Genomic DNA, 13969 nt, shown 5'->3' with positions numbered 1-13969 from the left:
GGACTAAAGCATGCAGCTGACGCAGCCGTCAACCTCGGTGCCCTCGAGGGCGAGCTGACGCAGACGGATGTAATAGATCGTCTTGATGCCCTTGCGCCATGCGTAGATCTGCGCACGGTTGATGTCACGCGTGGTGGCGGTGTCCTTGAAGAACAGCGTAAGGGACAGACCCTGATCCACGTGCTGCGTTGCCGCGGCATAGGTGTCGATGATCTTCTCCGGGCCAATCTCATAGGCATCCTGGTAGTAGTCCAGGTTGTCATTGGTCATGAACGGCGCGGGATAGTACACGCGGCCGAGCTTGCCCTCCTTGCGGATCTCAATCTTCGACGCGATCGGGTGGATCGAGGACGTCGAGTTATTGATATAGGAGATCGAACCGGTGGGCGGGACCGCCTGCAGGTTCTGGTTATAGATACCGTGCTGCTGGATCGCTGCCTTGAGCTCCACCCAGTCCTGCTGGGTCGGGATGCTCACCTCGGAGGCGGCAAAAAGCTCGGCGGCGCGGGCCGTGGCCGGCACCCACTCCTGGGTGATGTACTTATCAAAGAACTCACCCGAGGCATACGTGGAGTTCTCGAAGCCATCAAACGTGGTGCCACGCTCGGTCGCGATGCGGTTGGAGGCTCGCAGGGCGTGGAACAGCACCGTATAGAAGTAGATATTGGTGAAGTCGATGGCTTCCTCGGTGCCGTAATACACGCGCTCCCGGGCCAGATAGCCGTGCAGGTTCATCTGGCCGAGGCCGATGGCATGCGACTTATCGTTGCCGTCCTCGATCGAACGCACGGAGGAGATGTGGCTCTGATCGGAGACCGAGGTGAGTCCACGGATGGCGGTCTCGATGGTGAGGCCAAAATCGGGCGAGTCCATGGCCGCGGCGATATTCATCGAGCCGAGGTTGCAGGAGATGTCCTTACCTATCTCCTTATAGGAGAGGTCCTCGTTATAGGTGGTCGGGGTATTGACCTGGAGGATCTCCGAGCACAGGTTCGACATGTTGATGCGACCGGCGATGGGGTTGGCCTTATTTACGGTGTCCTCAAACACGATATAGGGGTAGCCCGATTCGAACTGGATCTCGGCGATGGTCTGGAAGAACTCACGCGCGTTGATCTTGGTCTTCTTGATGCGGGCATCGTCCACCATCTCGTGATACTTCTCGGTGATCGAAATATCACCAAACGGGATGCCGTAGACGCGCTCGACGTCATAGGGGGAGAACAGGTACATGTCCTCGCCGTTACGGGCCAGCTCGAAGGCGATATCGGGAATAACCACACCCAGCGAGAGGGTCTTAATGCGGATCTTCTCGTCGGCGTTCTCGCGCTTGGTATCGAGGAAGCTCATGATGTCGGGGTGGTGGGCGCTGAGGTATACGGCGCCGGCACCCTGACGGGCACCCAGCTGGTTGGCATAGGAGAAGGAGTCTTCGAGCAGCTTCATCACGGGGATGATTCCGGAGGACTGGTTTTCGATCTGCTTAATGGGGGCGCCGGCCTCGCGAATATTCGAGAGGTTCAGGGCCACTCCGCCGCCGCGCTTGGACAGCTGCAGCGAGGAGTTGATGCCGCGGGAGATCGACTCCATGTTGTCTTCGATGCGCAGCAGGAAGCAGCTCACGAGCTCGCCGCGCTGGGCCTTACCGGAGTTCAGGAACGTGGGGGTCGCGGGCTGGAAACGGCCGGCGATGATCTCCTCCACGAGGTTCACGGCGAGGGCCTCATCACCGTCGGCCAGGCCGAGGGCGGTCATCACGACGCGGTCCTCGAAGCGCTCCAGATAGCGCTTTCCGTCGAAGGTTTTGAGGGTATAGGACGTGTAGTACTTAAACGCGCCGAGGAACGTGGCGAAGCGGAACTTCTTGGAATAGGCCAGGTCGTTAAGCTTCGTGATGAACTCAAAGGAGTACTTATCCAGGACCTCGGGGTCGTAGTATTCCTTCTCCACGAGGTAGTCCAGGCGCTCCCGCAGGGAATGGAAGAACACGGTGTTCTGGTTGACGTGCTGGAGGAAAAACTCCCGCGCGGCCTGACGGTCCTTATCAAACTGGATCTCGCCGTTCGGTCCGTACAGGTTGAGCATGGCGTTCAGGGAGTGGTAGTCCATACCCTGAGCCACGGGCGACTCCGTTAGTGCTGTTCCCAAAATTTATCCAATCCATCTTGGACGATGGCCACATCGTCCGGGGTTCCAAATACTTCGAAGCGGTACATAACTGGTACCTGACATTTTTGGGAGATGATGTCTCCCGCGAGGCAAAACGCCTCACCAAAATTGGTGTTGCCTCCGGCGATAACCCCGCGAATCAGGCTCCGGTTTTCCACGTCATTGAGGAATCGGATGACCTGTTTGGGCACCGCCGTGCTGGTGAGCCCCCCGCCGTAGGTGGGGAGAACCAGGACATATGGTCTGGTGACCTCGAGGGCCGGGTCTTTCGGAAAGAGAGGTATCCGGGAGGCGGGGCGGGCGAGTTTATCGACGAATCGACGAGTGTTACCAGAAACACTGGAGAAGTACACGAGTTCGGAACCCATGCGTGCTCCTTTGCTATCAAGGATGGAGCAATATTGCTGTGGTGGTGAGGGTTCGGCGCATCGTTACGTCGACCGGGAGCGACGGCTCAGAAAATGCGGGTGGACCGTTAGGCCAGGCGCTGCGCGAGCTCGTCGATCTTATCGGGACGGAAGCCCGACCAGTGACCCTCATCGGTGATCACCACGGGAGCCTGCAGGTACCCGAGGGCCTTCACCGCTTCGAGGGCGTTTTCATCGGCGGAGAGGTCAAGAACCTCGTATTCCAGACCCTTATTATCCAGTGCGCGATAGGTCGCGGTGCACTGTACGCAGGATGGCTTCGTATAAACCGTAATCGTCATCTTCGCAGTTCCCCTTCTGGTGGATTTCTTGGTTTGTGCTGGCTGTTCCGGGGGGCGTTGCGTAGTGCTGCGCCCCGGGTTCAATACTACATGTAGTTGCTCGGGAACGGGTATACCCCAACAACTAGTAGTTACGTGGCTGTAGTTATCCACGGGAGTTTCCACCGATTTCGAGAGTTATCCACGCTTCATCCACGGGGTTGTCCACAGGTGGGAGCTCCCCGGGAAGGCCAGCAGATCGGGGGTTTAAGCCCCCCTCGCGGCGTGTCATCCACAGGGTGCACACTAAACCGGGCCGCCGACATTTAAAACCTAAATATTTACCGCCCCCGGCGTGTCTGAATGGGGGTCAAAATCTCTCCCCGGCGAGGGCTGGCGGGAAGCTCCCGGGGATGCTACTGCGGCCCCCGCGGCGGGCCGCTCCACCCCGGGGCGCGGGCGGCCATACCCCTCACTCGGGAATCTAGCGGGACCTCCCCCGGCGAGCCGTATCACTCGGGCGCGCCGCGATCTAGGATGGAAGGCATGAGTGCATATTCGAATCTCCTGGCTACCCCGGGAGTCGGTCGGATCATCACTGCCCAGCTTGTAGCGCGTTTTCCATTTGGGATGATCTCCCTGGCATTCCTGCTGCACGTCGAGCAGGTAACGGGTTCCTATGGCCAGGCCGGGCTAGTTCTTGCGGCGACCAGTCTGGGGCAGGCGGTGGCCGGCCCCCTGACCAGTAGATGGATGGGTATCTGGGGCATCCGCCCGGTACTCATCCTCACCACCATCATCTGCACCGCCGCCGGAACCACCATCGCACTCGTTGAGGCCGATGTTCTCTTTTATATCCCCATCGCGATCATCTGCGGCCTGAGCACTCCCCCGGTGCAGCCCGCCGTGCGCACCATCTACCCCAAGATGGTCAACTCCAAGCAGCTCACCCCGCTGTTCTCCCTCGACGCCTCGGCCCAGGAGATCATCTGGGTGCTCGGCCCGGTTATCACCACGTTTGTCTCCACCCAGGTGGGCACCCAGTGGGGCATCCTGCTGGCAATGGTGCTGATGGTCGCAGGAGGCGTGTGGTTTATTGTGCTGCCCGAGGTGGGCCGCGTGCGCATCCCGCGCAGCCGCCGCAAGCTCGGCGTGGTCCTGAAGCGCCCGCCGGTGCTGCTCGCCACCGTGGTGGGCTTCCTCCTGATCGGTGGAACCGCCGCCATCGAGGCCGGCGTAGTGGCCAATTTTGGTCACGACGGCATCGAGGCCGGGCTGGTCCTGGCGATCTTCTCGATCGGTAGCCTCGCCGGCGGCCTCTCGATGGGTCACCTGCCGATCGGCCCGTGGGCCCTGGCCCGCCGCATGTTTATCGTATTTGTGGGCACCGCGGCCGCGCTGGCCGTGATGAACTTCTGGGGCCTCGCCCTGATGCTTTTCATCGCCGGAATCGGCATCGCCCCGGCCCTCGCCGTGCTCTTTGCAATCGTCTCCTCGAGCGTGAAGTTCTCCGATACCGCCGAGGCCTATGGCTGGGTGGGTACCGGCCAGCTGATCGGCTCGGCGCTCGGATCGGCCGCCGCCGGTTTCCTGATCGACCACAACGGCCCGCACGGCGCGTTTATCGCCGCGGCCATCTTCCTCGCCGTGGGCTTCCTGGTGCCGCTCTTTGGCAAGCGCTGGCATCCCGATCTGCGCGGGCGCGAGGTGGGCCCCCTGCCCGATACCGAACCGATCACGCTCCCCAGCGCCGGCTAGCATCCCCGCCGCGGCCGTCGTCCCACCCGGGACGACGGCCGCTTTATTTTGGGCGCGGCCCAAAAAGAGGCGCGGCCGAGGCGTAGGCTGGACCCATGAGCGAATCCCGTGCCGGCGCCGCGCGCCCCAACGTCCTGACCCCGGAGCTGCTGGCCGCGATCCACGGCCGCGCACCCGAATACGACCGCCGCAACGAATTTTTCCACGAGGACCTCGCCGAGCTGGCCGCGGCCGGCTATCTGCGCGCCGCGGTCCCCACCGAGTTGGGTGGGCTGGGCCTGAGCCTGGCCGAGATGAGCGCGCAGCAGCGGCTACTCGCGGCCGCGGCCCCCGCCACCGCACTGGCCGTGAATATGCACCAGGTCTGGGTCACGGTGGCCCGCTATCTGCACGATAACGGCGATCACTCGCTGGATTTTGTGCTGACCGGGGCGGCCGCGGGAGAGGTATATGCGTTTGGCGTGAGCGAGGCCGGCAACGACCTGGTGCTCTTTGACTCCGATACCGTGGCCGAGCCCGCCGCCGATGGCGGCTATCGGTTCACCGGCACCAAAATCTTCACGTCCCTCTCGCCCGCGTGGACCTCCCTCGGCACGATGGGGCGGGATAATACCTCCCCGGATGCCCCGCGCCTGGTTTTTGGTTTTGTCTCGCGCGATGAGAACGTGGTGCACCGCGAGGACTGGGATACCGTGGGGATGCGCGCGAGCCAGTCCCGCACCACCGAGCTGCACGGCGCCCATGCACCCGCCGAGCATGTGGTGCGCCGCCTCGAGATCGGTCCCTCCGCCGATCCGCTGATCTTTGGCATCTTCGCGATGTTTGAGATCCTGCTGGCCTCGGTATATACCGGCATCGCCGAGCGCGCGCTCGAGATCGCCGTGGATACCGTGCGCACGCGCCGCTCCAAAAAAACCGGGCTGCGCTATGCCGATGATCCCGATATCCGCTGGCAGATCGCCTCGGCCGGGCTTATCCTCGACGGCATCCTGCCGCAGCTGCACGCCCTCGCGGGGGATGTGGATGCCCGTGCCGCTCACGGGGCGCGCTGGTTTGCGCTGCTCTCGGGGCTGAAACATCGCGCCGTGGAGGCCGCACGCGAGGTCGTGGATCACGCGATCCGCGTCTCGGGTGGCTCCAGCTATTTCTCCGCGGGAGAGCTCGGCCGGCTCTATCGCGATGTGCTTGCCGGGATCTTCCACCCCTCGGATGCCGAATCGGCCCATTCCACCGTGGCCGCGAGCCTCCTCGGCCCGATCCGGCACCACGACTAACCACCCCAACCACCGGCCCACCCAAACCGATCCGGCACCACGACTAACTACCGCGGCCACCGGCTCAACCGGACCGATCCGGCACCACGACTAACCACCGCGGCCACCGGCCGGGCCAAGCAGGCCCGGCCGCGGGGAGCCGCTAGCGGTTATTGCTCAGTTCAAATACCTTAATCAGCTCGGCGAGCGCTGCCTCCTTGGCCTCGCCCCCGCTCTCAAACATGTCCACAACGTGGGTACGCAGGTGGTTTTCCACGAGCAGCTTATTCAGCGAGCCGAGCGATTTTTGAATCGCGAGCGACTGCGTAATGATGTCGATGCAGTAGTCCTCGTTTTCGACCTGCTTTTCGAGGCCGCGCATCTGTCCTTCGAGGATCTTGATGCGGTGCAGGGCACGTTTCTTAATATCTGCGATCACCGCTTCAGAATACCCGCTCCGGGTATCGAAGCCTAGGCTCGCCGCGTGTGCTCCCAGCGAACTCGCGCGCGGCTAGCGGATCTGCACACCATTGGAGTCATAAAACGTGGTGCCCGGGTTATTACGCACATAGTCCACGAGGGCATCGCGCCCGGTCGCGGTCATCGGCGGCCAGGTCCAGTTTTCGATATCGGGCAGGTGGGCAGCCACCGCGCGATAGAGGTCAAATTCCACCTGCTGGCCGAGGTGCTTGCGCGGGATGACCACCTGCACCACGCGGGCGCGGGTGAATACCGTCTCGACCTGGATCCGGGAGCCCGTTTTATCGTCGCGCAGAATATATTCGCGCGCGCCCGGCTCATCCGCGGGGATCTGCACGATATCAAAGCGGGTGGCATCGGCGGCGGCGCCCTGGGCCGTGACCGTGCCCTCCACGCCGGGCTTTTCGAAGGCCTTGCGCCCGCGGCGCAGGAACAGAATCAGCACAACGATGACGATCAGGATGGACAGCAGTATCCCGAGGCTCATGGGGTCTCCCGTGGTTGGGGCGGGTGGTGGGCGCGGGGCCCGGACCCCTTAAGGATACCGGGCCTCGCGCGCGGGGTTTAGGCCCGGTCCGTGCCGGGGGCCAAAAACTCGGCCAGGGTGAGCGGCGGGCGCCCGATCAGCTCGCCGAGGATCGGATCGATCAGCGCCATCTCGCCCGCGGCGATCGCCGTATAGGTGGATACCCAGGCGTCCTCGCGCCAGGGCTCCACGCCATAATGGGCGCGCGAGGCATAGGCCTCCTCGATCGTCTCGTTAATAAACGCGACCGGCTGGGTGCCCGCCGCCGCGAGGATCGCCGCCACCTCGCTGAGGGTGGGGGCCTCGCGGCCGGTGAGGTTATATACCCGGCCGCGGTGGCGTGCCGGATCGGTCAGCACCGCGACGGCCGCGCGGGCCACGTCATCGCGGGCCACCGCCGATACCCGGCCCTCGCCCGCGGGCCCGCGGATCTCGCCCTCGGCGGAGGCCAGGTGCGGGAGGCCATCCAGATACAGGCTATCGCGCAGAATTGTATAGTTCATGCCGCTGGCACGCAGGTGTTGCTCGGTGTGGAAATGATCGCGCGCGAGCGTAAACGTGGCATCCTCGGCGGCACCCAGGAAGGACGTATAGACGATATGGGCCACCCCGGCGGCCTCGGCCGCATCGATAAACCCCAACTGCTCGGCAACCCGGTCGGCGCTCTCCGCCGCCGAGACCATAAACAGCACGTTTACGCCGCGCAGGGCATCGCGCGCCTCGGGGGTATAACCATAGGAGGCCGTGACGATGCTCGCGTTATTATGCCGGGGCGCGCGGCCGGGGCTGCGCACCACAAGCCTCTGCTCAACATCCTGCCCGGACAGCAGTTCGGCGACCCTCCCCCCGAGATATCCGGTGGAACCGGTGACGGCGATGACGGGCGTGGTGCTGGGCATATGCGGTACCTTCCGACGGGGAGTTACCCCTCAGCTTGTCAGCCCTGGCCGAGAGTTTCCAGAGTTCTTTCAGAAATGGGTGACGCGGTTGCGGGCCGCCCATAGCGGCCCAGCGGCAGGACCAGCGGGGTTCCCGAGATCGGATCGGTCATGATCGCGCATTCCAATCCAAAAACCTCCCACACCATATCCGCGGTGATGACCTCGGCGGGCGGGCCCTCGGCCACGATCACGCCATCGCGCATCGCGATGATATGCGTGGCATAGCGCGCGGCGTGATTGAGGTCGTGCAGCACCGCGATCAGCGTGCGCCCCTCCGCGTTCAGATCCTCAAAAAGATCCAGCAGCTCGATCTGATGCGCGATATCCAAAAACGTGGTGGGCTCATCCAACAGCAGCAGCGGGGTCTCCTGGGCCAGGACCATCGCCGCCCAGACCCGCTGGCGCTGCCCGCCCGAGAGCTCGTCCACAAGCCGCGCGGAAAGCTCCGCGGTATGAGTCTTTTCCAGGGCGTTCACGACCGCCGCCTCATCCGCCGCGGACCACTGCCTCAGGAGCTTCTGGTGCGGGAAGCGGCCGCGGGCCACCAGCTCGGCCACGGTGATGCCATCGGGTGAGAGCGAGGTCTGCGGCAGGAGGCCCAACCGGCGCGCAACCTCCTTGGCCCCATAGGAGGAGATCTCCCGCCCGTCCAGGATCACCGCGCCCGAGCTGGGCTTAAGCAGCCGGGAGAGCCCCCGCAACAGCGTGGATTTTCCGCAGGCATTGGGGCCCACGATCACGGTGAAGGAGCCGTCCGGGATCCGCACCGAGAGGTTCTCGGAGATCACCCGGCCGTCATAGCCGATCGTGACATCGCGGGCGTGCAGGCGATGCGCGGCATCCGCGGGCGCGGCAATCGGGGAGGCGGGTATGGGGCTGGGTCGGGTCATGACGGGTCCTTCGAGGGCGAGGGTGAAAACGGGGAGGCGGCGCGGCGCATCAGGATTTTTTTCCCTCGCGCACCAGGAGCCAGAGGAAGTAGAACCCGCCGATCGACACGGTGAGCACACCCACCGGGAGCACCGTGGGCGAGAACAGGCGCTGGGCGGCAAAATCGGCGAGCGCCAGCAGGAACGCGCCCATCACCGCTGCCGGCAGCAGCGAGACGCCCGCCGAGCGGGTGAGCCGGCGCGCGAGCTGCGGGGCCACCAGCGAGACAAATCCGATCGGGCCCGCGGCCGCGGTCACCAGCGCGGTCAGGGCCACACCCAGCACCACCAGGATCAGGCGGGAGCGATTGCCGGAGACCCCGAGGGCCGCGGAGGCATCATCGCCGAGCTCCATCTGGCGCAGGGTCGGGCCGTGGGCGAGCACCACGGGAATGATGATCGCCGAGAGGATCAGCACGGGCCAGAGCTTATCCAGGCCCAGCCCGTTGAGCGAGCCCGCGCCCCAGACCGCGGCGATCAGGGCATCGTCCAGGCTCGCGCGCAGGATCAGCCAGGTATTCACGGCGGCGAGCATCGCCGAGACGCCGATCCCCACGATGATCAGCCGGAAGCCCTGCACTCCCCCGCGCCAGGCCAGCACATAAACGATGCCCGCGGTGGCGATTCCGCCCAGCAGCGAGCCGAGCGCTACCTGATAATAGCCGCCCCCGACCAGGAGGATCACGATCAGGGCCCCGGTATAGGACCCCGTGGAAAAGCCGATGATATCCGGGGAGCCGAGCGGATTACGGGTCAGGGACTGAAAGACCGCGCCCGAGAGCGCCAGGGCGGCGCCGAGCACAATGGCCAGCAGCGCGCGCGGCAGCCGCCACTCCAGGACCACCATGCGGTTGGCCGGATCGCCGCCGCCCAGCAATACCCGGATGACCTCGTCCATCGCCACCTCAAAATCGCCAAACGCGAGGGAACACAGGAAGACCCCGAGCGTGGCCAGGGCGATGATCGTGGTCACGATGGCCGTGCGCCGGTCAAAGCGCAGCTGCCAGTAGCGGGTGCGCGAGGTGAGGCCGCGGCGGCCAAAATCCACGCGGCCCGGGGCGGGGAGAAGTTTTGTCATTTAGAGTCCACTGATCTTGGCTCGGCGCACCAGCCCGATAAGCACGGGGGCGCCCACAAACGCGGTGACGATACCCACCTGAAGCTCCATAGGGGCCAGGACCACGCGGCCCAGCACATCGGAGAACAGCAGCAGGATGGGCGCACACAGGAGGGTATAGGGCATGATCCAGCGCTGATCGGGGCCCACCAGCCAGCGCACAGCATGGGGAACCATGAGGCCCACAAAACCGATCGGCCCGGCGGCGGCCGTGGCCGCACCGGCCAGGAGCGTGACCGCGATGATCACAAGGATGCGGGTGCGGATAATATTGGCGCCGAGCGAGCGGGCCAGGTCATCCCCCAGCGCCACCGCGTTGAGCGGCCGCGCGCTCATCAGCGCGAGCAGCAGGCCCAGCGCGATAAACGGCGCCACGGTGAGGATCACATCCCAGCCGCGTCCCGAGAGCGAGCCGGCACCCCACATCCGCATCTTATCCAGCGTCTGCGGATTCAGCAGCGTGATGCCCATGGAGATTCCGGAGAGCAGCGCACCAAGCGCCACACCCACGAGGGTGAGCCGGATGGGGGTGGCCCCGGCGCGGCCCACCGAGCCCAGCGCATATACCAGCACGGTCACGGCCATCGCGCCGATAAACGCAAACCAGATATAGCCGGAGACCGCGGTGATACCAAAATAACCCGCGCCGATGGTCACCGCGAAGCTCGCCCCGGCACCCACCCCGAGGATTCCGGGATCGGCGAGGGGGTTGCGGGTGAGCGCCTGGATGAGAGCGCCGGAGACGCCGAGGGCGGCGCCCACCAGCAGGCCCAGCGCGGCGCGCGGCACCCGCATATCGCGCACGATATAGGCGTCCTCGGAGCCGTCGCCGCGCAGCAGCACACTCCACACCACGGCCGGGTCGATGGTTTTGGACCCAAACGCGAGGCTCGCAATCGCTACCAGCACCAGGATGATGGCCACGATAAGAAGCCCCAGGAGCCGTCCCCCGGTGGAGCGCACGAGACCGCGCGGTCCGTCCTCGGGGGTGGCGCCCAGGCCCGTGGCCGGCGGGGTACGCCCCGGTCCGCTCAGAGACTCCCCCGCGTTGGTTGTCTGTGTCGGACCGGGACGGGTCATGAAACTCAGGGTGGGGACGGGGGGCTGCGTGCTCATTCGGCGGCCTCGTCGATCCAATAGCCGATGACCTTATGGCCCTCGGGGTCATATCCGCGCTCGCGCTTGAGGTGGCGGCGCGTGGCCTTAAGCTCGCCCGCCTCCCCCGCGACCCAGAGATAGCTGCCGGGGGCAAGATCCAGCCGCGCCACGGCCGCGGTCAGGCCCGAGGGCAGGCCGGTTCCGTTGCCGCTGCCCACGAGCCACTCCACGCCGAGGCGCGCCGGGGAGGACAGCACCTGACGGTGACTCTCCTCGGCAACCTCCACGATGCAGCGGGCGCGCGTCCCGGGGGATAGCTGTTCCAGCAGGCGGGCCAGGGCGGGCAGCCCGGTGGCATCGGTGAGAAATACCAGATCGGTGGCGCCCGCGGGCGGGGCAAAGAGGCCGCGGGGTTCCCCAAAGGCCACCTCCCCGCCCACGTCCACGCCGCGCGCCCACTCGGTGGCAACCCCGCGCTCGTGCATCACAAAATCGATATCGATCTCCCCCGCGGCGGCGTCATGGCGGCGCAGCGTATACGGTGCCACCGGCGGATACCGCCCCGGCGCATACGTCCAATTACCCTCGGCGTCCACCGCGGGGGTGGGCAGCTCGCCATCGGGAAACGGGAAGTGTACGCGCACATATTCGTCGCCGATGCCGGTTCCGGGGAAGCTACATAGGCTCGGATCGCTCAGGGTGATGCGAATCATGCCGGGCGTCAGCCAGGTTTTTGCGCTCACGCGGGGGCGGAAATAGGTCTGCCGGGTGGTCACCGTGGTGCTCATTTATTCAGGGCCGCGCGAATCTGATCGAGGAGGGGAACGATATCGGTGAGGTTATCGCTGCCCCACGCGAAGGAGGAGGTCACGGCCGCGGGGATGGTCTTAAAGACCAGCCCGTTTTCCACCGCGGGAAGGCCGGTCCACAGCGCGTTCCCTGACTGGGCCGCAATAAAATCGTCCAGGACATACGGGTAGACGATGATATCGGCATTATTCAGCTTGCCCATCTGTTCCAGCGGCAGCCAGGTGCTGACCGATCCGGGAATCTCGGGGGCCTCGCCCTCGGTGAACTCGCGGAAGCGGGCTCCTAGCGCATCCCAGACCGGGGCATAGAAGTGGCCGGAGGGATAGGTGGCCCACTCGGTTTCGTCCATATTTGCGGTGAAGAGCGCGAGGCTGTGTTCCGTGAGAACGTCCCGATACTCGGCGGCGACCACGGCGGCCTGGGCGAGGAATTCCTCCTGCTGGGCCTCGGCCTCTGCCCGCTTATTCACGGCATCGCCGATCATTACGCTGCGCGCCATCCAGGCGTCCTTCCCGGCGGCGTCCAGCTGCACCACGGGCGCGATCTTTTTCAGGCGGTCCAATTCGCCATCGCCCAGGAAGCGGGTTTCGGCGAGGATCAGATCGGGCTTTTGCTTAAGCACGGCCTCGATATTCAGCTCATAATAGGTGCCCACGGTGGGGGTCTGGGCGAGGGCCGCGCGATAGCGATCGGGCCGGGTATTGGGGTCATCGCTATCAAAGCCCTCCACCACCCCGACGGGCTTGATGCCGAGGTCCACAAGCATCGCGGGGGAATAATAATCCACCGAGACGATGCGCTGCGGGTCGGTGGGGATGGTGACCTCGCCGGCGATATCGGTGATCGTGCGGGTCGGGATTTGGGACTCGGGGGCCGCGGTGCCCGAGCAGGCGGCGAGGCCGGCCAGGAGGGTAAGGCTCAGGCCGAGGGCTACCGCGAGGCGGCGCGGGGAGGTGGGGAGAGAAGACGGAATCACGGGGTGCTTTCTGGGGATGACTGCTCGAATAAAAGGAGGCTAGCCTTACCTAATTACTCTACGGCCGTCGGCATCAGGTTTTGTGGACGTGTCGTGCCGGTAACTGGACAAAACCGGCACAACACGTCCCGATGCCTAGCGGTTGATGGCCGCGCGCACCTCGGCGAGGATCGTCTCCACCGAGGCGAGGTCATCCAGCCCCCAGGTGAAGGAGGAGATCGTGGCGGCCGGTACATCCTGGAATACCAGGCCCGCGGTCACGGCGGGGAGGTTCTCCCAGATCGCGTTCCCGGCCATGCGCCGCCCGAAGTCCTCGTCACCCTCGCCGCGCGAGACGATGATGATATCGGCGTTACCCACCAGGCCCAGCTGCTCCATCGGCAGCCAGACGTGCATATTGGGGGTTTCCGGATCCGGCTCGGCCGCGGTGGCCTCGCGCATCGTGGCGCCGATCGAGTCCCAGGTGGGCACATAGAAGTGGCCCGCGGGGTAGGTGCTCCAATTGCTATAGTCATCGCGCTCATTAAGCACCGCGAAAGTCTTGGTCGCGAGGATATCCGCGTATTCCTCGTGGACCCGCTGCGCACGGGCATCAAACTCGGCCTCCTGCGCGGCGGCCTCGGCGTCCTTCCCCACGGCGGCGGCCACAAAACGGGCACGCTCACGCCAGGCATCGGGCCCGCTGCCGTCGATCTGCACCACGGGCGCAATCTTCTTCAAGCGATCCAGCTGGCCGTCCTGCATGAAGCGATTCTCGGCGAGGATCAGGTCCGGCTTGGCCGCGAGCACCGCCTCGATATTCACGTCATAAAACATGCCCACCGTGGGGGCATCGCGCAGGGCCTCGTGATAGCGGGTCGGGCGCAGATCGGGATCGTCCACCCCAAAGCCCTCCACCACGGCCACCGGGGTATAACCCAGATCCAGCAGCATCGCGGGAGAGTAGAAATCCACCGAGACGATGCGCTGCGGATCCTCGGGAACCTCCACGGTGCCCGCGGCATCGGTTACGGTGCGGGTTTTAATATCACCGGCCGCGGCGGAATCGGGGCCCGCGGAGCAGGCCGATAGGCCCAGGACCATGGCGAGGCCCGCGGCGAGCGCCGCGGTCAGGGATCGGGAAGACAACACAATAACCACTCTCATTTCACTCATTCTGCCCGCGGAAAACCGGGATCTGCGGAGGGGGATATCCGCGCCCAGATAGGCAAGGCTTACCTCATA

Annotated in this window: 14 protein-coding genes; 2 read left to right on the top strand and 12 right to left on the bottom strand. The window is 64.9% G+C overall.

Features of this window, described 5'->3' with window-relative positions; translation table 11 throughout:
• Window positions 1-3: 3 nt before the first annotated feature.
• From nrdE to nrdH, 3 genes are all read right to left on the bottom strand, one after another.
• Window positions 4-2109, bottom strand: coding sequence for a class 1b ribonucleoside-diphosphate reductase subunit alpha (nrdE, locus tag KXZ72_RS13345; RefSeq protein ID WP_226081422.1), 2106 nt, complete (start codon window positions 2107-2109; stop codon window positions 4-6).
• Window positions 2110-2132: 23 nt separating this feature from the next.
• On the bottom strand, window positions 2133-2537 hold the full coding sequence (gene nrdI / locus KXZ72_RS13340) for a class Ib ribonucleoside-diphosphate reductase assembly flavoprotein NrdI (protein ID WP_226081421.1): 405 nt from the start codon (window positions 2535-2537) through the stop codon (window positions 2133-2135).
• Window positions 2538-2644: 107 nt separating this feature from the next.
• On the bottom strand, window positions 2645-2878 hold the full coding sequence (gene nrdH / locus KXZ72_RS13335; protein WP_226081420.1) for a glutaredoxin-like protein NrdH: 234 nt from the start codon (window positions 2876-2878) through the stop codon (window positions 2645-2647).
• Between the two features lie 525 nt (window positions 2879-3403).
• Here nrdH and KXZ72_RS13330 point away from each other — a divergent pair.
• Window positions 3404-4615: an MFS transporter gene (locus tag KXZ72_RS13330; RefSeq protein WP_226081419.1), complete on the top strand. Its 1212-nt coding sequence runs from the start codon at window positions 3404-3406 to the stop codon at window positions 4613-4615.
• A gap of 95 nt (window positions 4616-4710) precedes the next feature.
• Complete coding sequence (locus KXZ72_RS13325; RefSeq protein ID WP_226081418.1) at window positions 4711-5889, top strand: acyl-CoA dehydrogenase family protein; 1179 nt, start codon at window positions 4711-4713, stop codon at window positions 5887-5889.
• Between the two features lie 142 nt (window positions 5890-6031).
• Here the strand turns inward: KXZ72_RS13325 and KXZ72_RS13320 are convergent, their stop codons facing one another.
• The 9 genes from KXZ72_RS13320 to KXZ72_RS13280 form a co-directional block, all read right to left on the bottom strand.
• On the bottom strand, window positions 6032-6307 hold the full coding sequence (locus KXZ72_RS13320) for a metal-sensitive transcriptional regulator (RefSeq protein WP_226081417.1): 276 nt from the start codon (window positions 6305-6307) through the stop codon (window positions 6032-6034).
• Between the two features lie 72 nt (window positions 6308-6379).
• Complete coding sequence (locus KXZ72_RS13315) at window positions 6380-6835, bottom strand: hypothetical protein (RefSeq protein WP_226081416.1); 456 nt, start codon at window positions 6833-6835, stop codon at window positions 6380-6382.
• Between the two features lie 77 nt (window positions 6836-6912).
• Window positions 6913-7773: an SDR family oxidoreductase gene (locus tag KXZ72_RS13310; RefSeq protein WP_226081415.1), complete on the bottom strand. Its 861-nt coding sequence runs from the start codon at window positions 7771-7773 to the stop codon at window positions 6913-6915.
• A gap of 38 nt (window positions 7774-7811) precedes the next feature.
• On the bottom strand, window positions 7812-8705 hold the full coding sequence (locus KXZ72_RS13305; RefSeq protein WP_226081414.1) for an ABC transporter ATP-binding protein: 894 nt from the start codon (window positions 8703-8705) through the stop codon (window positions 7812-7814).
• A gap of 49 nt (window positions 8706-8754) precedes the next feature.
• A complete protein-coding gene (locus tag KXZ72_RS13300) occupies window positions 8755-9822 on the bottom strand; it encodes a FecCD family ABC transporter permease (RefSeq protein WP_226081413.1) in 1068 nt (355 codons plus the stop codon).
• Complete coding sequence (locus KXZ72_RS13295) at window positions 9823-10941, bottom strand: FecCD family ABC transporter permease (RefSeq protein WP_226081412.1); 1119 nt, start codon at window positions 10939-10941, stop codon at window positions 9823-9825. It abuts the gene before it with no gap.
• A gap of 32 nt (window positions 10942-10973) precedes the next feature.
• Window positions 10974-11747, bottom strand: a complete 774-nt coding sequence (locus KXZ72_RS13290) for a siderophore-interacting protein (protein WP_226081411.1) — start codon at window positions 11745-11747, stop codon at window positions 10974-10976.
• On the bottom strand, window positions 11744-12745 hold the full coding sequence (locus KXZ72_RS13285) for an ABC transporter substrate-binding protein (RefSeq protein ID WP_226081410.1): 1002 nt from the start codon (window positions 12743-12745) through the stop codon (window positions 11744-11746). The genes KXZ72_RS13290 and KXZ72_RS13285 overlap by 4 nt, the downstream gene beginning before the upstream one ends.
• A gap of 135 nt (window positions 12746-12880) precedes the next feature.
• On the bottom strand, window positions 12881-13876 hold the full coding sequence (locus KXZ72_RS13280) for an ABC transporter substrate-binding protein (protein WP_226081409.1): 996 nt from the start codon (window positions 13874-13876) through the stop codon (window positions 12881-12883).
• Between the last annotated feature and the right edge of the window lie 93 nt (window positions 13877-13969).

The organism is Mycetocola spongiae (genome assembly GCF_020424085.1).
In the GTDB taxonomy this organism is placed as follows: domain Bacteria; phylum Actinomycetota; class Actinomycetes; order Actinomycetales; family Microbacteriaceae; genus Mycetocola; species Mycetocola spongiae.
This window is presented reverse-complemented; position numbering and strand designations above follow the sequence as displayed.